Source organism: Arthrobacter mangrovi (genome assembly GCF_026011795.1).
GTDB classification, from domain to species: domain Bacteria; phylum Actinomycetota; class Actinomycetes; order Actinomycetales; family Micrococcaceae; genus Crystallibacter; species Crystallibacter mangrovi.
Map to the genome: position 1 here is coordinate 17572 of NZ_BRVS01000015.1, position 19500 is coordinate 37071.

General features: G+C 65.3%; 15 protein-coding genes. 9 read left to right on the forward strand and 6 right to left on the reverse strand.

Features of this window, described 5'->3' with window-relative positions; genetic code table 11:
• The first annotated feature begins 12 nt into the window (after positions 1-12).
• From AHIS1636_RS13810 to AHIS1636_RS13840, 7 genes are all read left to right on the forward strand, one after another.
• Positions 13-1515, forward strand: a complete 1503-nt coding sequence (locus AHIS1636_RS13810; protein WP_264796420.1) for a sugar ABC transporter ATP-binding protein — start codon at positions 13-15, stop codon at positions 1513-1515.
• Positions 1512-2537 (forward strand): ABC transporter permease, encoded by a 1026-nt coding sequence (locus AHIS1636_RS13815; RefSeq protein WP_264796421.1) that lies wholly within the window; start codon positions 1512-1514, stop codon positions 2535-2537. The genes AHIS1636_RS13810 and AHIS1636_RS13815 overlap by 4 nt, the downstream gene beginning before the upstream one ends.
• Positions 2538-2546: 9 nt before the next feature.
• Positions 2547-3431: a LysR family transcriptional regulator gene (locus AHIS1636_RS13820; protein WP_264796422.1), complete on the forward strand. Its 885-nt coding sequence runs from the start codon at positions 2547-2549 to the stop codon at positions 3429-3431.
• Positions 3432-3675: 244 nt separating this feature from the next.
• A complete protein-coding gene (locus AHIS1636_RS13825) occupies positions 3676-4857 on the forward strand; it encodes a M24 family metallopeptidase (RefSeq protein ID WP_264796423.1) in 1182 nt (393 codons plus the stop codon).
• On the forward strand, positions 4857-6968 hold the full coding sequence (locus AHIS1636_RS13830) for a hydantoinase/oxoprolinase family protein (protein WP_264796424.1): 2112 nt from the start codon (positions 4857-4859) through the stop codon (positions 6966-6968). Before AHIS1636_RS13825 ends, AHIS1636_RS13830 begins: the two co-directional genes overlap by 1 nt.
• 5 nt (positions 6969-6973) lie before the next feature.
• Positions 6974-8722, forward strand: coding sequence for a hydantoinase B/oxoprolinase family protein (locus AHIS1636_RS13835; RefSeq protein ID WP_264796425.1), 1749 nt, complete (start codon positions 6974-6976; stop codon positions 8720-8722).
• A 629-nt stretch (positions 8723-9351) separates the two neighbouring features.
• Positions 9352-9801: a rhodanese-like domain-containing protein gene (locus AHIS1636_RS13840; RefSeq protein ID WP_309298613.1), complete on the forward strand. Its 450-nt coding sequence runs from the start codon at positions 9352-9354 to the stop codon at positions 9799-9801.
• Positions 9802-9810: 9 nt separating this feature from the next.
• Here the strand turns inward: AHIS1636_RS13840 and AHIS1636_RS13845 are convergent, their stop codons facing one another.
• The 4 genes from AHIS1636_RS13845 to purS form a co-directional block, all read right to left on the reverse strand.
• Positions 9811-10209: a DUF7793 family protein gene (locus AHIS1636_RS13845; protein ID WP_264796426.1), complete on the reverse strand. Its 399-nt coding sequence runs from the start codon at positions 10207-10209 to the stop codon at positions 9811-9813.
• A gap of 271 nt (positions 10210-10480) precedes the next feature.
• A complete protein-coding gene (gene purL / locus AHIS1636_RS13850; protein ID WP_264796427.1) occupies positions 10481-12898 on the reverse strand; it encodes a phosphoribosylformylglycinamidine synthase subunit PurL in 2418 nt (805 codons plus the stop codon).
• Entirely contained in the window at positions 12899-13672 is a 774-nt protein-coding gene (gene purQ / locus AHIS1636_RS13855) for a phosphoribosylformylglycinamidine synthase subunit PurQ (RefSeq protein ID WP_264796428.1), read from the reverse strand.
• Positions 13672-13944, reverse strand: coding sequence for a phosphoribosylformylglycinamidine synthase subunit PurS (gene purS, locus AHIS1636_RS13860; protein WP_262107643.1), 273 nt, complete (start codon positions 13942-13944; stop codon positions 13672-13674). The genes purQ and purS overlap by 1 nt, the downstream gene beginning before the upstream one ends.
• Positions 13945-14144: 200 nt before the next feature.
• On the opposite strand from purS, the gene AHIS1636_RS13865 reads away from it, so the two are divergent.
• Complete coding sequence (locus AHIS1636_RS13865; RefSeq protein ID WP_264796429.1) at positions 14145-14315, forward strand: hypothetical protein; 171 nt, start codon at positions 14145-14147, stop codon at positions 14313-14315.
• Between the two features lie 96 nt (positions 14316-14411).
• Here AHIS1636_RS13865 and AHIS1636_RS13870 read toward each other — a convergent pair whose 3' ends face one another.
• Positions 14412-14948 carry an SSI family serine proteinase inhibitor gene (locus AHIS1636_RS13870; RefSeq protein WP_264796430.1) on the reverse strand — a complete coding sequence of 179 codons (537 nt, stop codon included), beginning with the start codon at positions 14946-14948 and terminating at the stop codon, positions 14412-14414.
• 4 nt (positions 14949-14952) lie between these two features.
• A complete protein-coding gene (locus tag AHIS1636_RS13875; protein WP_264796431.1) occupies positions 14953-15873 on the reverse strand; it encodes a 3-methyladenine DNA glycosylase in 921 nt (306 codons plus the stop codon).
• A gap of 314 nt (positions 15874-16187) precedes the next feature.
• Here AHIS1636_RS13875 and AHIS1636_RS13880 point away from each other — a divergent pair, with 314 nt between their 5' ends.
• Positions 16188-19253, forward strand: coding sequence for a S8 family serine peptidase (locus AHIS1636_RS13880; protein ID WP_264796432.1), 3066 nt, complete (start codon positions 16188-16190; stop codon positions 19251-19253).
• Positions 19254-19500: the final 247 nt, after the last annotated feature.

Below are 19500 nucleotides of genomic sequence, written 5' to 3' on the forward strand. Positions count from 1 at the left end.
GGACCAGAACCAATGATCGAGGTCAAAGAAGTTGCCAAGACGTACCCGGGCACCGTGGCACTCGAAGACGTCAGCCTGAGAATCGCGGCTGGCGAAGTGCTGGCGCTGGCAGGGGAAAACGGATCGGGCAAGTCGACGTTGATGAAAACCCTGGCGGGGCACATTCGTCCCGATGCGGGGGAGATCAGCATCGACGGAGCGCCTGTCCGCTTCCAAAACCCAAACGAATCGGTGGCGGCGGGGATCGGTCTCGTGGAACAGGAACTAGCCGTGGCCAGGCACTTGTCGGTTGAGGAGAACATCCTCCTCGGCGCGCTGCCACGACGCCGATACCTGCCCGGAGCTGTCGCGTGGAAGCAGGTCCGGAAGCGCGCCCGCGAGGTTATGGACGAACTGGCGATCGAAGTGGATCCCCGGGCCACCCTGGACGAACTGCCGGTCAACGTCCAGCAGTTGGTCGCCATCGCCAGCGTGCTTTCACGACGTCCAAAACTCATGCTGCTGGATGAAGCCACCAGCTCCCTCTCGGAAGATGAAACCGATCATCTGCTCCGGACCGTGCGGACCCTGAGCGAACGCGGCATGTCGGTGATTTTCATTTCGCACCGGATGCGGGAAATGCGCCAGGTGGCGGACCGGATCGTAGTGCTTCGGGACGGCCGAGTCAGCGGCGAATCAGAGTTGAGCGACGTCTCCGACGCCGACGTGGTGGGCATGCTGGTCGGCAGGGAACTATCTGAGATCTATCCGCAAAACGTGCCGGCCCGTGAACGGATAGTGCTGCAGGTGGATGAGGTGACGGCGCGGAACTACATCCAGAATGTCTCCGTCACGGTCCGCGAAGGTGAAATCGTGGGTCTGGCCGGTCTGGTCGGTTCCGGACGATCCACGCTCGCACAAACCATTTTTGGAGCCATCCGTCCGACTGCCGGCAGCATCCGGCTGGAGGGCAAGACGGTCCTCTTCCGTCATCCTGCAGACGCGCTGGCGGCCGGGATCGGCTTCGTCGGCGAGAACCGCAGGGTTCAGGGCATCCTGCCGGGACGGACAGTGCGCGAGAACCTGACGGCGTGCAGCCTTGGCACGTTTAGCCGCTCCGGCGTGCTTTCCCGCCGCGCCGAACAGGACCAGGCCCGGCAGGCAGCCAGTGAGATGGGCGTCAAATATACGAACCTGGAAGATCCGATTGGGGGCCTTTCCGGTGGGAACCAGCAAAAGGTGCTGTTGGCCCGCAGCCTGATGCGCGGCCCCAAGCTGATGGTCTTGGACGAGCCGACACGCGGTGTCGATGTGGGAGCCAAGGCGGAGATCTACCAGCACGTCGTGCAGGCAGCAGCCAACGGCATGAGCTTCCTAATCGCTTCATCGGAACTACCGGAGCTGCTGGGGCTGTGCGACACCATTTATGTTCTGTCCCAAGGCCGGGTGGTCGGCAGGCTCGACGGGAACCAGGCAACCGAAGAGCAGATTGCGGCCTTGGCCTTCCACACAGACGACGCTACGGAGGTAGCATGAGCAAGCTAACGCCCCAAACCGAATTCGCCGGCCCCTTGGGCCTGCTCCCGACACGGCCTCGCCCCCAATCGCGAGGGCAGCTCAGTCTGAACCCCAAACTCACCCTGTCCGTAGTATTGGTACTGCTGATCGTCTTCTTCACAGCTTCGCAGCCCAATTTCCTCACGTTTGACAACTTCCTCAACATTGCCCGTCTTCAAGCAGTTCCACTGATCCTCGCCGTCGGCATGACAATGGTCGTGCTGACCGGCGGCGCAGACCTGTCAGTCGGATCGGCCTTGGCTTTATCGGGGGTTATCGCCGGCCTGCTTTACGTCAACGGGGTCCCGGCTCCGGCGGTCATCATGCTTGCGGTGCTGTGCGGGATCTTGCTCGGCCTGCTGAATGGCCTGCTGATCGGGGCGCTCGGGATGTCGTTTTTCGTGGTCACCCTGGGCACCCTCGCCGGCTACCGCAGCCTGGCACTGGTCGCCTCGGACGGTGCGTCCATTCAGCTCGGAGAAGCTCCGCTGCTGCTGACGATCGGCGATGGATCGATAGGCATACTGCCGATCCCCGTCATGCTCGCGGCCCTAGTGACCGTTTTCGGCCACCTGGCGCTCTCGGGTACCGGCTGGGGGAGGAAAATCTACGCCGTCGGGTCGAACCGGGAAGCGGCCCGGCTGGCAGGGATCCGGGTCAACCGGGTCCTCGTCTCAGTCTACGTGACCAGCGGGTTGCTGGCCGGGCTCGCCTCCGTCATCCAGATTGGGCGCCTCACGACCGCATCTCCGGTAGTTGGGACCGGGATCGAGCTGCAGGTCATCGCTGCGGTCCTGCTCGGCGGCACCATCCTGTCCGGCGGGTCCGGCGGGCTTGGCGGAACTGTCCTGGCCGTACTCATGCTCGGAGTGCTGCAGAACGGCCTGACGCTGTCGGGAACCCCGGACTTCTGGCAGGGCGCCATTACCGGCGCCATCCTTATTGTGGCCGTCTTTCTTGACCATCTCCAGCGCCGCCGGCGGGGTCTGGCAGAGAACTAAGCCAGCGCCATGGACATCCGCCACCTGAAATACTTCGTTGTCCTTGCTGAGGAACTGCACTTCAACCACGCTGCCGAACGGCTGCACATCGCACAGCCGGCGCTAAGCCAGCAGGTACGGAATTTGGAGCGGGAGTTGCAGACGGAACTGTTCGCCCGCAGCACCCGACGGGTGGAATTGACCTTGGCAGGACAGGCCCTGCTGAGCCGGGCCCGGGACATCCTGGCCAGTATCGACACTGCCAGCGACGTGGTGACCCGTGTTGCCAGCGGGACGTCGGGGCGCCTCTCAGTGGGCTTCACCGGGTCGGCCACCTACGACCTGCTTCCGCGGATCGCCAAGGGCGTTGGCGAGCATATGCCGGGGGTTTCGCTAGAAGTCCATGGCGAGATGGCAACGTCGGATCAAATAGCGGCGCTGCGCTCCAACTCCATAGACATAGGGTTTCTCAGGCCGCCGATCGCCGTTTCAGAGTTTTCGCACAAGATTGTCAGGACTGATTATTTGTCCTTGATGCTGCCGTCCACCCATCGGTTGGCTTCCGAGCGCGCGATAGACCTGCGTGACGTGGCGTCGGACCCGTTCATCATCTATCGGCCGACCGCGGATCTGGCAACCGACGCCTTTGTGGCCGGCGCCTACCAGCAGGCAGGATTCAAGCCAATCGTCAGGCAGGAGGTTAACGCGACTTCGGTCATGGTGTCTCTGGTGGCGGCGGGCATGGGGCTGGCACTGGTCCCGGATGCGGTGCGAAGCGTATGTGTGGACGGAGCCGTCATCCGTCCGTTGCGGACCCCTGTGGTGGCCATGACGCTGGCTGCTGCCTGGCGGACCGGAAATGATGTGCCGGCTGTTCAGCGGTTTTTGGAAATGCTCGATGCAGCAGCTCTCTAAGCCCGCGACGCGAGTCTCACCTGCGGGACCTTTACCGACGGCTGTCTGAGCAGCCCCAGAACAATTTATCAATGGGGTTCTGAGGGCGACGGCAATACTTATCAATTGTATCAAAAAAACTATTTGTCGTTATTGACCATGGATTCTAGACTCGCAATATCAAAATAATTCGACTCAAAATACTCTCCATTGTCATTCGGATTTTGTAATGATTTGAGCTTGCCGATGAAAAGGGGCCCCATAAATGACCACTCCAGGAATTCTGAGTTCTACCCGCAGCGATCAAAAGTCAAAGATCCTGCGGGAACGCCACGAAGCCATCTGGGCCGAGATGAGGGCTGAGAACTATGACGCCATCGTCGTTGCCGGCCGTGGTCTGATCACCCAGTACGGCTACCTGGAATATGTAACCGGGTGGTGCCCGCAGGTCCGTCTGGCCTATGCCGTCGTGCTCCCGGGACAGGAACCGATCCTGATCATGCCGACGAATTCGGACGCCTGGTTCGCCCGCCAAGCCACGGGGCTCACCGACGTCAGGGCCGCCGGGCAGGGTGACGTGATTAGTGAACAGGACAGCCTCCCGCAGGTGATCGCGGACGTGATCACTGAGCACCGAGCAGGCTCCGGCAAGATCGGCGTCGTCGGCCTGCGGCACATCGTGCCGGTCGGCGACTACGAAATGCTAAAGAACGCGCTCTCGCAGGCTCAGATCACGGACGCCACCGCCTTGGTAGGGCGCGTCAAGGCAATCAAGAGCATGGATGAGCGGGCGGAAGTGGTGCGATCTGCCGCCATAGCTGACGCCGGCATGGAGGTCTTCGCGCAGCGCGCTGGGTTGGGCGTGGCCGGTTGGGAACTTTGGGGTGATATCCAGCAGGAAGTGCGCAGGCGCGGGGCACAGCACGTACTGGTTATGGTGGGCACCGGGCCGTTCTTCAACGATCCGCCCCGCTCAGATGCGCTGAAGGCGGGGGACCTAGCTTCAGTCTACGTGGAGATCACCGGGCCCAACGGCTTCTGGGTCGAGAAGGCCAGCCTGTTCGCGGTCGGCTCGCTCAGCGATGAAAAACAGCGCCTCGCCCGGGCCTGCCTGGCGAGCCATGCCGCTGCCGAAGCCGCGCTGCGGGCCGGCAATACGGCCGCTGACGTCGCCGTAGCGGTCGAAAAGGTCGCTACCCCCGCAGGTGTCGACTTCGGCATCTGGCATGGTCACGGCGTGGGCGTTGACCACGACATTCCGGTCATTACCCAAACGGACGAAACGGTTCTGGCCGAGGGAATGGTCATGGCCCTTCATCCCAACTTCGTCAACCCAACCACGACCGTCGGTGTGAGCGTCGCCGACACCTACGTCGTGCAGGAAGGCGCCCCGCAGCGCGGATCGAAGATCCCGCAGGAACTGCGTCACATCGAAAGGAACGACTGATGGGATACACCGTTGGAATCGACGTCGGAGGAACGTTCACCGATTTCCTCCTGACCGGGAACGCCGGCACCCGCCGGCAGCACAAGACGTCCACCACGCCAACGGATCCGTCCACCGGCATCCTGACCGGTTTGGCGGAATTGGCGGAATTGGAAGGGCTCGCAGAACAGGACTTCTTCGGCCAGATCGATCTGATCGTCCACGGAACCACGGTGGCCACCAACGCAGTGCTGACGGAGAACGGTGCACGCACGGGCCTGATCACAACGGATGGTTTTCGGGACATCCTGGAAATGCGCCGAGGCATCCGCAGCCGCCAGCACCTGTACAACAACAAATACGTCGCGCCGCGCCCGCTGGTCCCGCGGGACCTACGCAAGACCGTCACCGAGCGTGTTGACGTCGAGGGACAGGTCATCACGCCCCTCGACGAGGATGCGCTGCGGCAGGCCGTTGACGAACTGGTCGCTGAAGGTGTTGAAGCCATCGCCGTGTGCTTCATGCACTCCTACCAGAATGCCGAGCACGAGCAACAGGCCCGGAAACTGATCACCGAATCGGCCCCGGACGTGTTCCTGTCCGTCTCCTCCGACGTGCTGCCGCAAATCCGCCTGTACCCGCGGGTCAGCACAACCGCTATGAACGCCTACCTGGGGCCCGTCGTCGAACGCTACATGCGCAAGATCGTCCGCAGGATGGCGGATCGAGGCTTCGCCGGAACACTCATGGTCATGCAGTCCAACGGCGGTATCACCCTCCCCGAGACAGTGGCACACATGCCGGCTTCCATCACCATGTCCGGCCCGGCGGCCGGACCGGTGGCCGCCCTGGCCTTTGTGTCCGGCCGAGGCTGGTCGGACTGCACCGTGGTGGACATGGGCGGGACGAGCTTCGACGCGTCCCTGGTCAAGGATGGACAGGTCCAGATCACACGCGAGGGCGAAATCAACCGCCACACGATATCGCTGCCCACCACCCACGTCCACACGATCGGCTCCGGTGGAGGGTCAATCGCCTGGATCGACGAGGGAGGACTGCTGCGCGTCGGCCCTCAAAGCGCGGGCGCCGAGCCGGGCCCCGCCGCGTACGGCAGGGGCGGGGCCGAACCGACGGTGACGGATGCCGATGTCGTGCTCGGCTACATCGACCCCGACTACTTCCTCGGTGGCCGCCAGCAGCTCCGGGCAGATCTGGCAGCCGAAGCCATCACCTCCCGCGTGGCCGAACCGCTGGGACTGAGCTTGGACGAGGCCGCTGCGGGTATCTACGAGATGGTTAACCTGCAGATGGCCGCGGGCACCAAAAACATCTCAGTGGAACGCGGCTACGATCCGCGGGAATTCCCCATGGTGGTGGCAGGCGGAGCCGGACCGGTACATGCGGGCATGATCGCCCATGAGCTTGAGATCCCGATCGTGGTAATTCCCCGGTTGTCCTCCGTGCTCTGTGCAGCAGGCATGCTCATGGCGGACCTGCGGCACGACTTCGTACGCGCATTCAGCACCCGACTCGACGAGATCGACCGGATCCGGGCCCAATCCCTGGTCGCCGAAATGGCGGACAAAGGGTACGCGCTGCTCGAACGGGAGGGCGTACAGGACGCAGACCGTCACGTCGTCGTCGCCGCGGACCTGCGCTACATCGGCCAGCATCACGAAGTGATCGTCAATTTTGACGACTCGGACCTGGACCCAGCGAATCCGGCAGCGATCGGCAGACTCGCGGACCTCTTCCACAAGCGACATGAACAGCTGTACGGGTTCTGCACGCTCGATGCGGAACTGGAACTGCTCAGCCTGCGGGTAACGGTCATCGGCCACCGGCCGGAACCGGATCTGTCCAACCCCGACGCAGGAGTGACCGGTGCCGCGGAGCCACGCAGCCATCGTGCTGTCTACCTCAAATCCTTCGGGCGCAAGGAGCAGGTGCCTGTTTACGACGGTCAGGAGCTGCCGGTGGGCCAGCTGGTGGGAGGTCCGGCCGTAGTCGAGGAACCCACGACGACAATCTTCGTCCCCGAGTATTTCGATCTCGAACTCGATGTTTCGGGCAGCTACATCATGACCCGCAAAGGTTTCGACCCTGCCGCCGCGGGACAGGAAGAACGGTGAAAATCATGAAAGAACTGAATCCCATCCTCGTCTCCGTAATCGCAAGCCGCATCAAGGCCGTTGGGGAACGCATGGGCGTTGTCGTCGAGCGCAGCACGAGGTCACCGCTGCTGGTTGAAGGCCGCGACTTCTCCCTGGGCATCTACGACCCGGACGGGCGGCTGATCGAACAAACCGAGTACATCCCCATTCTGGGCTACGCAGCCGCCCCGGCCATGAAATACATCGCTGATAAGTTCAAAGGGAAAGTCCGCCGTGGCGACGTCATCTTGCACAACGACACCTATACCGGCGGCAACCAAGCCTCCGACTGGAAGGTCACGAAGCCCGTCTTCCACGGTAACGAGCACATCGCGTGGGTGGTCATCACCGCTCACCAGGCTGACGTAGGCGGGGCAGTTCCCGGCTCCTACAACCCCCATGCCACCGATTTGTGGCAGGAAGCGCTCAGACTGACCGCGGTCAAGGTGTACGACGGCGGCCAGCCACGCGAAGACGTCTGGGACCTAATCTTTGGCAACGTCCGGCTCGGAATGGTCGAAGACGACGTCCGGGCCATGATCGGGGCCTGCACAGTCGGCGAACGCGAACTGGAGGATCTCGTCGACCGGTATTCCGTCGATACCTTCCGGCGAGTCGTCGACAGCATGTTGGACTCCGCAGAGGCGATGGCGCGGCAGGTCATCCAACGGATTCCGGACGGCTGCTACGACGCGCAGTGGCAGGTCAACTTTGACGGCATCACCCCGGGCAGCACAATGCTGATCAAAGTGAAAGTCACCGTGGACGGGGACAACCTCCACTTTGATTTTGCCGGAACCGATCCGCAGACCCCGGGGTACGTCAACGCACCGCTGGCCGTGACACTGTCCTCCGTAATGATCACCTTCTTCATGCTCGCTGACATGGACATTCCACATAATGACGGGATCATGCGCTGCATCAAGATCGATGTCCCGGAAGGCAGCTTCCTGAACTGCCAGTTCCCCGCGGCTTCAGGTTTCGGGAACCATCTCTCGGACCAGATATGTTCAGCCATCATGCTCGCGTTCACGGACGCCCTGCCAGACCGGGTGACGGCGGGATGGAACCCCCTACTCTGCGCCATCGTCAACGGGCACAACGATCGGGATGGGGAACCATTCGTGGACATCCTGATCAATTCCTGCAAGGGCGGAGGAGGAGGAACCGTCGGCGCCGACGGGTACGACCATGTCGGACTGATCGCCTCTGGCGGCGCTCTGGGGGCACAGGACCCGGAGATGTTCGAGCTCATGACCCCAACCTTCGTCGAGAAGTTCGAATATGCCCAAGACTCGGCCGGAGCAGGTCAGTGGCGGGGCGGGCTGGGCGTGGAGTCCATATTCCGCTTCGTGTCCGGAGGGGTCCAAGCCAGCATTTTCGGCGACGGCGATACGCCCGAGACCGCAGCCCCGGGCATAGCCGGCGGACACAGCGGCAGCGCCAACCTCATTGAATTCGATTTCCCGGACGGCACAGTCCAGCGGCCGCTGACCAAAGACCTGATCACGGGCATGCCCGCAGGAACACGCCTCCACCAGGTCGCCGGCGGGGGCGGCGGCTACGGCGATCCTCACCGGCGCCCCGCGGAACGGGTCGCAGAGGAGGTCCGCTTCGGTTACGTCTCCGTCACCGCGGCCAGAGACCTCTATGGAGTTGCAGTCGACGAACGCGGTGTCCTGGACGAGCCGCAGACCCGCGCCCTCAGAAGCGCCGCCGCTGTGACTGCGTAGGACGTAGCAGCGGGACCGTGCCCTGATAACGATCAACGAGCCGGAAGCAGTTGTCCCCGCCAAGCCGCCCGCCTGGCGGGGACACTGTCGCGAACGCCCATGAGCAATGAGGTCCAGGTAAGTACTATTCCAACGAGCATCTCTCGAACTCCATGGTTCATTAGTGCAATAAGTAAGGCCCGATGACTCGCTATGTCCTGTCGAATGGCCGCGAAGGGAATCAGCGCGGAACGGCTTCAGCAGCGACTGCAGTGCTTCCGCCTTCTGAGGGTAAATTCGCGTTCTGCCGTGCGGATGCAGTCGTCACCGCCAAGGCCATCTGACCCGCGGAAAGACCGATTTTGATCATGGAACGCGGGACTTGCTACTCCCGTACTTTAATCGCCGATAACCACCTTATGTAAAGTAGAACTTTGTTTGTCTCACTGGACTATCAACTCGTCACTATTCCTCCCCTCCAACGCAGCCGCCAAGGAACGCCTAGCTGGCGGTACCCGACTTGGAGTCTCGATTGCATCTCCCGCTGACTGGACTCCGTCCATACCCTTGTAATTGACGACCGAATTAGCTCATCATTTCGGTTCAGGGTGGAATGGCCGACCGATCAACAGGCAAAGCGAGGAATACGGGTGAAGCAGGTTCCTATCTCCGGCGACGGCGCCGCGACCTGCCAGCTCAGTCCAGATCCCGACGATTCCCCCGTGGCTCTGACGATCGACCAATTGTTACAGGAGAGCCGCATCGGGCTCGAGCGTGTCCACGCTTCGGACCTTGAACGGGAGATGGCAGCGGGCGCCCTTGTCGTCGATACACGGCCGGTCGATCAGCGGGACCGCGGCGGGGATCTTCCGGGGGCGGTTGTCATCGACCGCAACGTGCTCGAGTGGCGGCTCGATCCTGCCAGCCCCCACCGGCTCCCGATCGCTGGCGACCCTGCTCGGCGGATCGTGGTGGTCTGCAATGAGGGCTACAGCTCCAGTCTCGCTGCGCACACCTTGCAGCGGCTGGGGCTGTTCCGTGCGACCGACCTTATCGGCGGTTTCCAAGCTTGGGCAGCACTGCGCAAGCAGTCCGACTAGTAGCGGCTGTTATGTCCGAGGCTCGGGGGAGCCAGGTGCAAAGGGCCCTGTCAGCCACTGCCGCGCTTCCTTGGCCTCTTCGAAGTACCGGCTCGGATACCTTGGCCCGTGAACGTCAACGAAGTACTTCGCGATCAGGCGATCCACGCGCGATGGTCCGATAAGGGCCAGTGTCGAGACGTTCAGCCGGGTGGCAAAGGTCCGGAAGGCGCCGCGGCTGAGGGAGGACATGCCGTTGAGATGCACCAGCATCGGGCAGCATTCGTTCCGGCTCAATTCGTCAAGCCGAACCAGGAGGTTCTGCGCATCTTCAGCGGTGACGTCCAATCGCGGCTGCCATTCGACCCGGATCAAGGAACTACCGTCACGGACCATGACAAAGCGGTCAGTCGCAGCTTCGCCGTGCATGGACCCTCCTTCTTCGCGACCTCCGGTGTTGATGCCTCCAAAAGGTTCTCAGATCGCCGTGCATTCGGCAGCCTTGAACCGCAAGTCGACTCAACAAAGGTGGCCTGGAGCACGTCGCGCAGGAGCTCAATGGCGCCTACGCAAACGCTCGGCTGGGATAACCCAGCCGAGCGTTATGCGGGACCCGCTCTCAGTCACCGGACCCAGGCCGTGTTGTAACGGCCCCTGTTGCCCGGGTGCTCCGCGCAGAGGGCCGCGGTCCGGGGCTGGCTTATGCGAAGTGCTTCGGCAGCGTCGCCTCGTGGGCTTCCTTCAGCTCGGCGAGCGGGAGGGAGAACTGGCTCTGGAAGTCCAGGGCGCCGATCTCCGTGTCCACCACGCCGATCCGCATGTGCGCGAAGCCGCGGGCGGAGCACATGTCCTTGAAGCGGACCTCTTCGCTGCGGGCCACGCTAACGACGGCGCGTGCCTGGCTTTCGCTGAAGAGTGCGGTGAACAGGTCCACACCGTCGCGCTCGCAGAGCTCGCCGAGGCCAATCCGCGCGCCCACGCCGAAGCGCAGCGCCATGTCCGCCAGGGCCGCGGCGAGGCCGCCCTCGGAGAGGTCGTGCGCGGCGTCGATCATGCCGTCGCGGGAGGCGTTGACCAGCAGTTCGCCCAGCAGCTTCTCGGCCGCCAGGTCCAGCTGCGGCGGCTGTCCGCCGAGGTGGCCGCGCAGGTTGGCCCACTCGGAGCCGTCCAGTTCGTCCTTGGTCACGCCCATCAGGTAGATGGCCTGACCGTCCTCGCGCCAGCCCGAGGGGGTGCGGCGGGACACGTCGTCGAAACGTCCCAGCACGCCGACCACCGGGGTGGGGTGGATGGCCACGCCGCCGGTCTGGTTGTACAGCGAGACGTTGCCGCCGGTGACGGGCACGCCGAGCTCCATGCAGGCGTCGGACAGGCCGCGCACGGCCTCCGCGAACTGCCACATGACCTCGGGGTCCTCGGGCGAGCCGAAGTTCAGGCAGTCGGTGACGGCCATCGGCACGGCGCCGGTGGTGGCGACGTTGCGGTAGGACTCGGCCAGCGCCAGCCGGGCGCCCTCGTACGGGTCCAGGTAGGCGTAGCGGCCGTTGGCATCGGTGGAGATGGCGACGCCCAGGCCGGTTTCCTCGTCCACCCGGACCACGCCGGCGTCGTCGGGCATGGCCATGGCAGTGTTGCCCTGCACGTAGCGGTCGTACTGGTTGGTGACCCAGTCCTTGGAGCACATGTTGGGCGAGGACATCAGTTCCAGCACGGCGGCCTTCAGCTCCTCCGGGGAGGACGGACGGCCGGCGTCCGCGGCGGAGCCGGTGAACGCGTCGCCCTGCACCTTGTCCAGCCACTCCGGCCGGTGGAACGGCCGCTCGTAGACAGGGCCCTCGTGCGCCACGGTGCGGGGGTCGACGTCGACAATCTTTTCGCCGTCCCATTCGATGATGAGCCTGCCGGTGTCGGTGACCTCGCCCAGCCAGGAGTACTCGACGTCCCACTTGGCCATGATCGCCTCGAACGCCTCGACGTTCTCCGGGGTCACCACGGCCATCATGCGTTCCTGCGACTCCGACATCAGGATCTCGCCCGGGGTCAGGGTCGGGTCGCGCAGCAGCACACTGGTGAGCTCGATGTGCATGCCGCCGTCGCCGTTGGAGGCCAGCTCGGAGGTGGCGCAGGAGATGCCGGCGGCACCGAGGTCCTGGATGCCCTCCACCACTGAGGCCTTGAACAGCTCCAGGCAGCACTCGATGAGCACCTTCTCGGCGAACGGGTCGCCCACTTGGACGGCCGGCCGCTTGGACGGCTTAGCGTCGTCGAACGATTCCGAGGCCAGCACGGAGGCGCCGCCGATGCCGTCGCCGCCGGTGCGCGCGCCGAAGAGCACGACCTTGTTGCCGACGCCGGACGCGTTGGCCAGGCGGATGTCCTCGTGCCGCATGACGCCCACGGCCAGCGCGTTCACCAGCGGGTTGCCCTGGTAGACGGAGTCGAAGACGACCTCGCCGCCGATGTTCGGCAGGCCGAGGGAGTTGCCGTAGCCGCCGATGCCGGACACGATGCCGTGCACCAGCCGGGCGGTGTCCGGGTGGTCGATCGCGCCGAAGCGCAGCGGGTCCATCACGGCCACCGGGCGGGCGCCCATGGAGATGATGTCGCGGACGATGCCGCCGACGCCGGTCGCGGCGCCCTGGTACGGCTCCACGAAGGACGGGTGGTTGTGGGACTCCACCTTAAAGGTCACGGCCCAGCCGTCGCCGATGTCCACGACGCCGGCGTTCTCGCCGATCCCGACGAGCAGGTGTTCCTTCATCTTCTCGGTGACCTTGTCCCCGAACTGGCGCAGGTGCACCTTGGAGGACTTGTAGGAGCAGTGCTCGCTCCACATCACCGAGTACATGGCCAGCTCGGCCGCGGTCGGGCGGCGGCCGAGGATCTCGACCACGCGCTGGTACTCGTCTTCCTTCAGGCCCAGCTCGGTCCAGGGCAGGTCCGTGTCCGGCGTCTGCGCCGCGTGCTCCACGGTGTCGATGTTGAACTTGCGTCCCTCGACATGCTCCACGGCATCCGCGGCGCCGCCGAAGCTCTGCACGTGCTCGTTGCGCAGTTCCTCGGCCGTGGCCAGATGGGTCTCGACGGGGACGTCGGAGGTGCGGTTGGTCTCAGTCATTTACTTGGCACCTGCCACAATCTTCTTCAGTACGGAGATGAACACGCCAAGCCCGTCCGTGCCGCCGCGCAGGTCAACCGGGCCGGCCGCGGAGAAGTCGGGGCCGAATCCGGCTTCCGTCGCATGTTCCGGGTGGGGCATGAGTCCGACGACGTTGCCCGCCGCGTTCGTGATGCCGGCAATGTCGCGGCGGGAACCGTTGGGATTGGTGCCGACGTACCGGAAGGCCACGCGGCCCTCGCCCTCGAGTTCGTCCAGCGTCTTCTCGTCCGCGACGTACTGGCCGTCCTGGTTCTTCAGCGGCACCACGATCTCTTCGCCGGCGGCGTACTCGCTGGTCCAGGCCGTCTCGGCGTTCTCGACCCGCAGCCGCTGGTCCCGGCAAATGAAGTGCAGGTGGTTGTTCTTGATCATCGAGCCCGGCAGCAGGTGCGCCTCGGTGAGGACCTGGAAGCCGTTGCAGATGCCCAGCACCGGCAGGCCGCCTTTGGCGGCGTCTACGACCTGGTCCATCAGCGGGGCGAAGCGGGAGATCGCGCCGGCGCGCAGGTAGTCGCCGTAGGAAAAGCCGCCCGGGATGATGACGGCGTCCACGCCCTGCAGGTCATGGTCGCCGTGCCACAGGCTTACGGCGGTGCCGCCAGCCAGCCGGACGGCGCGGGACGCGTCCCGGTCATCCAGTGTGCCGGGGAAGGTAACGACACCCACGCGCGCGCCGGAGAGGCCGCGGTCGGGGGCCGGCGAGAAGTCGCCGATCAGCGGAGTTTCAGACATTATTCGCCGGCTCCGATGGTCGCGTCGACAATGACCTCCACCCGGGTGACGTCCTCGATCACCGGGTTGGACAGCAGGGTGGCGGCGGCGTGGCGGGCCTGCTCGAGGATCTCCTCGGTGACCTCGCCCTCCACGGTCAGTTCGAACCGCTTGCCCTGGCGGACCTCGCCGAAACCGGTCTGGCCCAGCCGCCGCAGCGCGCCGGCAATGGCCTTGCCCTGCGGATCAAGGATTTCGGGTTTGGGCATGACATCAACAACGATCCGTGGCAACGGTCACTCCTGTGTTGGGAACGGGCTCTTCAACGAAGCGAGGCGCGCGGAAACCGCTGCACGGTCTGTGCAGGAAAAGTGCCGTCTCACGCTGATCCAGCGCTCCGCGAGCTTGCACCCTCCATTCTACCGGCTGAAGCAAACCGCGAATTCTACGCCAACGGCGCCACCTGTAAGCCAACTGTCAGTAGCATCGGTCTATGGCCGAGAAACCTCAATCCATGCTCCTGCCGATCATGGCCGCCGCCGTGGCGGCCGGCCTTGCCCGGCTCGTCATCCGCAAGTACCGCGGCGACCGCCAGGCAGCGCGCGCCGCAGATGAAGACCTGGCCCGGCGCGTCAGCGAGGCCGTGCGCAAGCCCCGTCCTTGATCAGAAATCCTGACAGGGCGGACGACGACGGCGGCGCGCACCCGGCGTCGTCAACGTCCGTCCGCAGGTTGCCGGCATCCGTATGCAGGCTGGCTTCTAGACCTTTCCACCCGCACTGCCGAGCAGGTCCTGCATGGCGTTCCACTCGGAGATCTTGCAGCCGTCGGTCAGCGTGAACGTCTTGTTGACCTCGCGCCCGTCGATGGTGCCCGTGACGCGGGCCTGCTGCGGGCCGCCGTACTGCTGGGTGCAGGCGCGGTTGGGGTCGGGCTGGGTGAAGAACACGTTCTCGGCATGCTGCACCAGCGCCGCGCAGGCCGCGTCCGGGTCCTGGACAGTCGAGCTTTCCATCGGCTTGGAGTCGACGCACACGAGCGTCTTTTCCTCCTTGTAGTCCGCTCCGGAGGTCGAGACCGAGATCTTCAGCTTGGCGTCCACGGGGGCTCCTTCCGCAGGGCTCGACGGCGGCGCGCTGCCGGGGCTGGTGGGGGAAGCCGGGCCGCTCGTGGCCGGCGGGCTGGTTTCGCCGGGCCCCTCGCCGCCGGGCGCGCAGCCACTCAGGAGCAGTGCCAGCGCCGCGGGCACGCTCAGCAGGGTCAGTGCCGTCCTTGAGCCAGCGCGTTTGCGGTCCATGTTCTCACCCTTCGATCGTCTCCAGCGCGGCCAGCAGGCGGCCGCGCAGCCGTTGCGATTCGTCCGCGAAGCCGCGCTGGGCAGCCGCGTACTGCGCGCGGCCCTCGGCGGTTTCGATGCGGATCGGCTCATACCCCCAGGCGGCGAGATCATACGGCGAGGCCTGCATGTCCATCTCGCGGATCCGCCAGGACAGCTCGAAGCAGTCCATGACGAGTTCGCCGGGCAGTGCAGGAGTGAGCTTGTAGGCCCACTTGTAGAGGTCCATGTTGGCGTGCAGGCAGCCGGGCTGCTCCATGTCCCGCTGGTTCTCCCGGCTCAGCCGCAGGGTATTCAGCGGCGCCGCCTGCGGCGTGTAGAAGCGGAAGGCGTCGAAGTGCGAGCAGTTGATCCGGCTCGCCTCGACCACGCCATCCGTGCCCTCCGCGCCGAGCCGCAGCTCCAGGTATTCGTGCCGGACGCCGTTGAGCCGCGACTTGTAGACCATGGCCCACTCATGCAGGCCGAAGCAGGCGAAGCGTGCGGGGCGCGCCGCGGTCGCGGCGAGGATGGTCCGGGTGAAGGACACCGTCTCGGCCCGCTCGCGAAGGAACCGCTCGGCGTCGAAGGTGACCGCGCCGCCGTCGTTAATGTCCTGTTCCGCGCGCTCCGCGTCCGTCAGCGGGCGGTAGTACTTCCAGGCGGCGCGTTCCGCCGCCGCTTCGCCGGTGAGTACGACGCCGGCACCCGGGTGCCAGCGCAGCAGCTGGCCGGGTTTCTGGGTGTAGTAGGTGAAGAGGAAGTCCTCGACCGGGTGCTTGCGCCCCGCCGAGCGGCGCTGCAGGTACGGCTCGGTGAAGCGGGAGGCGCGGCGCTGGTGCGCCTCCTCGCGAGCCTGCCAGTGCTCCGGGCCCAGCACGTCCAGCCGGGTCAACTGCAACTGCATGATTTTATTGTCGCAAAAACGGGCGGCTATATCACTTCCTCAGGCTCGGGGATAGACTTTGACTGGTTATTGGGTGGGACTGTCGTGAACATTCCTGAAAGGGTTCTTTGAGACTATTTCCTCCGCTAACTTAAGCTCACAGATCCCGCCGGTAGTGGCTTCGGCCACGCAGTTGGGGGGAGGGGCCGGCCCAGTGGCCGGAACGCCAGCCGCCCGGAGTTGATACGTTTCCGCGTCGGGCAGCGAGCAGCCGGCGGGTCTGGGGGCCGGACCAGGTTGGTCCGTCCCACAGGGATGAAAGGCGTTCCAATCTCATGACCAAGCAAAGCAGAGGCTTTGTGCGGCGGCGCTCCGTCCGCGCCGCCACGGCACTCGCACTGGGATTACCCCTCGTACTATCCAGCCTGGCCGGACCCGCAGCCGCCGTCGGGCCCGCCGCTCCTTCGGGGCAGCCGAGCGCCCAAGCCTACAAGGACGGCCAGTACATCGTGCTGCTCAAGGGCGAACCTTTGGCAACCTACGACGGCGGCGTCGCCGGCATTGCGGCGACCAAGCCGGCCAAGGGCAAGAAGGTGGACACGGACAGCCCGCAGGCCCAAAAGTACACCGCCCACCTGAACAGGAAGCAGCAGGAGGTCGCCGCCGCGGCCGGCACCGCCGTCGGCGAGAGCTTCACGACGGCGGTCAACGGCTTCACAGCGGACCTGACGGCGGAGCAGGCGGCGGTCCTGGCCAAGAACCCGCAGGTGCTGTCCGTTTCCGAGAACGAGCAGCTCAGCCCGGACTATTCCAGCACCGAGTTCCTTGGCCTGCCCGGCAAGGACGGCGCCTGGGAGCAGCGGTACGGCGGTGCGGCTAATGCCGGTAAGGGTGTCGTGGTCGGAGTGATCGATACCGGCTACTACCCGGACAACGCCTTCCTCGCCGGCGAGGAGCCCACGCGGCTGGCCCGCGGCGCGGCGCCCGAAGTCGGTGTCCCGTACCTCACTACAGACGGCAAGATCGCGATGCTCAAGGCGGACGGCGAGACGTTCATCGGGGACTGCCAGAAGGCCCAAGGTGGCGGCAACAGCACGCGCGCCTGGACCGGCAAAGAGTGCAACAGCAAGGTCCTGAGCGCACGGTACTATGCCGAGGACTTCCTGAAGCTCGTGCCGCCGGCCGAGCGTGACCCGAAGGAGTCAATCTCGCCGCTGGACATCGCCAGCCATGGCACCCACACCGCGACCACGGCGGCCGGCAACGACGGCGTCAAGGCGAGTGTGGACGGCCGCGACTTCGGCGAGGGCTCCGGCGTCGCACCCGAGGCGAAGGTCTCGGTCTACAAGATCTGCTGGGAGGACACCAACCCCTCCACCGGCGGCTGCTTCACCTCCGCGTCCGTGGCGGCCATCGAACAGGCCGTCAAGGACGGCGTCGATGTGCTGAACTACTCGATTTCGGGCAACAACAACTCGGTGCTGGATCCGGTGGCCCTGGCGTTCTTCAACGCGGCCGCCACCGGTATCTTCGTGTCGGCTTCGGCCGGCAACTCCGGTCCGACGGACACCACCGTCAACCACAGCGCGCCCTGGCTGACCACGGTCGCCGCGAGCACGTTCTCGAACGAACTGCAGGGCACGGTGCAACTCTCCGACGGTTCCAAGTACCGCGGCGCTTCGATCATGAGCTCCGAGGTCCCGCAGACGGCCCTGATCCTCTCGCGCAATGCCGCGGTCAAGGATGACGGGAAGAAGGAGACGGACGAGACCGAAAACGCGCGGCTCTGCCTGCCGGGCTCGCTGGACGCGGCCAAGGCCACGGGCAAGATCGTGGTCTGCGAACGCGGCGTCAACCCGCGCGCGGAGAAATCCGTGACGGTGAAGGACGCCGGCGGCGTCGGAATGGTCCTGGTCAATGTGCCCACCGGTTCGCTGGACCTGGACCTGCATGCGGTGCCCACCGTCCACATCAACGACGACGGTTTCCTCGCCAAGGTTGCGGCGGACTCCGGCCTGACCGCGGCGCTGGTCAACCACGACACCACCGGCCAGCCCGAACCTCCGCTGCCCCAGATTGCCGACTTCTCCTCGCGGGGACCGTCCACGGCGGTCGGCGGCGACCTGCTGAAGCCGGACATCGCGGCGCCTGGCGTCGGCGTGCTGGCCGGCGTCTCCCCACTTGAAGCCGGCGAAAACTTCGGCTTCATGTCCGGCACGTCCATGGCAGCCCCGCAGGTTGCCGGCCTTGCCGCACTGGTGCTGGGCGAGAACCCCAAGTGGTCGCCGGCCGCGGTGAAGTCCGCCATGATGACCACGGCCGCACCGGTGCAGACCGCCGACGGCGAGGCCAATGAGGACAAGTTCGCCACCGGTGCCGGCGAGGTCGACGCCGCCGCGATGGCCGACCCCGGGCTGGTGTACGACGCCGATGTGCTGGACTGGGCGGGCCTGCTGGAGACGGCCTCCGGCGGCGACGTCTGGCCGGACGTGAAGCCCATCGAAGCCAAGGACGTCAACGTTCCCTCCATAGCGCTGGGCACCTTGACCGGCCCGGTCACGGTAACCCGCACGCTGACCGCGCTCGAGCCGGGCAGCTACTCCGCCGCGATCGACGTCCCCGGAGTGGACGCCGTCGTCGTACCCGAACAGCTCGAATTCACCCAGGCGGGCCAGTCGCTGGACTTCACCGTCACCTTCACCAATGACAGCGCAGCGTATGGTGAGGCGGCGATGGGCGAGCTGACCTGGTCCAGCGCGGACCATGCCGTTACCGCGCCCGTGGCCCTCACCCCGGTGGCCGCCCTCGCTCCGCCCGCCGTCACCGTCGACTCCGCCGCCGCTTCCGGCGAGCAGGCCATCGACGTGACCTCCGGGACGGACAACCCGATCGACATCACCGTGGAGGGCCTGGTCAAGGCCAACGCGCTGACCGAGGAGAAGACGCCGGATCCCAACAACATCACCGCGGCCAGCTCCATCACCAGCACGCTCACGGTTCCGGCGGGCGCCACCACGGCAGAGTTCGCGATCAACTCCGCCGCCGAGACCGCTGACTGGGACCTCTACGTGATGACGCCGGACGGCGAGCAGATCGCCGTCGCCACCGCCAACACCAGTGAGAGCCTGACCCTCACCGCTCCCGCGGCCGGCGACTACCAGGTTGTCGGACATCTGTGGGGCACCTCGGACGGAGCGGCCACGGCCACAGGCACGCTCAACACCGTTGCCCTCACCGGGGATGCCGGGAACCTCGCCGTAACACCGGATCCGCTGGAGCTGCCCAACGGCCAGTCCGGCAAGGTCACGGCCAAGTGGAACGGGCTCGGGTCCGGCAGTTGGGTCGGCCTGGTCAAGTTCGGTGACAGCGCCTACACCACCCTGACCATCAACGTCCCGTAGCACTGCCCGCCGGTTCGACCGGCACTGCAAGGAGCCCCGTCCCCGCGGCGGGGCTCCTTCCGTGTGCTTGGGCCGGGGGTCAGGGGACGCCCCGCCTCCGACCTCGCGGCGGCCCCGGCTCGTCGCGGCTTTCAGTCGCCGGTCCCTCCTTTAGCGTCACGGCCATATTGCCCGAGGCCCGGGCGGGCGGCGCCTCGCTTGGTACACGATTGAGCCCCTCTGGACAGCTTTAGCCTTCAAGCGGCGG

Bases quoted from the DNA above. Each gene is read 5' to 3' on its own strand.
- AHIS1636_RS13880 (WP_264796432.1), top strand. From the start codon at position 16,188: ATGACCAAGCAAAGCAGAGGCTTTGTGCGGCGGCGCTCCGTCCGCGCC.
- purQ (WP_264796428.1), bottom strand. From the start codon at position 13,672: ATGTCTGAAACTCCGCTGATCGGCGACTTCTCGCCGGCCCCCGACCGC.
- AHIS1636_RS13870 (WP_264796430.1), bottom strand. From the start codon at position 14,948: ATGGACCGCAAACGCGCTGGCTCAAGGACGGCACTGACCCTGCTGAGC.
- AHIS1636_RS13875 (WP_264796431.1), bottom strand. From the start codon at position 15,873: ATGCAGTTGCAGTTGACCCGGCTGGACGTGCTGGGCCCGGAGCACTGG.
- AHIS1636_RS13815 (WP_264796421.1), top strand. From the start codon at position 1,512: ATGAGCAAGCTAACGCCCCAAACCGAATTCGCCGGCCCCTTGGGCCTG.
- purL (WP_264796427.1), bottom strand. From the start codon at position 12,898: ATGACTGAGACCAACCGCACCTCCGACGTCCCCGTCGAGACCCATCTG.
- AHIS1636_RS13830 (WP_264796424.1), top strand. From the start codon at position 4,857: ATGGGATACACCGTTGGAATCGACGTCGGAGGAACGTTCACCGATTTC.
- AHIS1636_RS13810 (WP_264796420.1), top strand. From the start codon at position 13: ATGATCGAGGTCAAAGAAGTTGCCAAGACGTACCCGGGCACCGTGGCA.
- AHIS1636_RS13845 (WP_264796426.1), bottom strand. From the start codon at position 10,209: ATGCACGGCGAAGCTGCGACTGACCGCTTTGTCATGGTCCGTGACGGT.
- AHIS1636_RS13835 (WP_264796425.1), top strand. From the start codon at position 6,974: ATGAAAGAACTGAATCCCATCCTCGTCTCCGTAATCGCAAGCCGCATC.
- AHIS1636_RS13865 (WP_264796429.1), top strand. From the start codon at position 14,145: ATGGCCGAGAAACCTCAATCCATGCTCCTGCCGATCATGGCCGCCGCC.
- AHIS1636_RS13825 (WP_264796423.1), top strand. From the start codon at position 3,676: ATGACCACTCCAGGAATTCTGAGTTCTACCCGCAGCGATCAAAAGTCA.
- AHIS1636_RS13820 (WP_264796422.1), top strand. From the start codon at position 2,547: ATGGACATCCGCCACCTGAAATACTTCGTTGTCCTTGCTGAGGAACTG.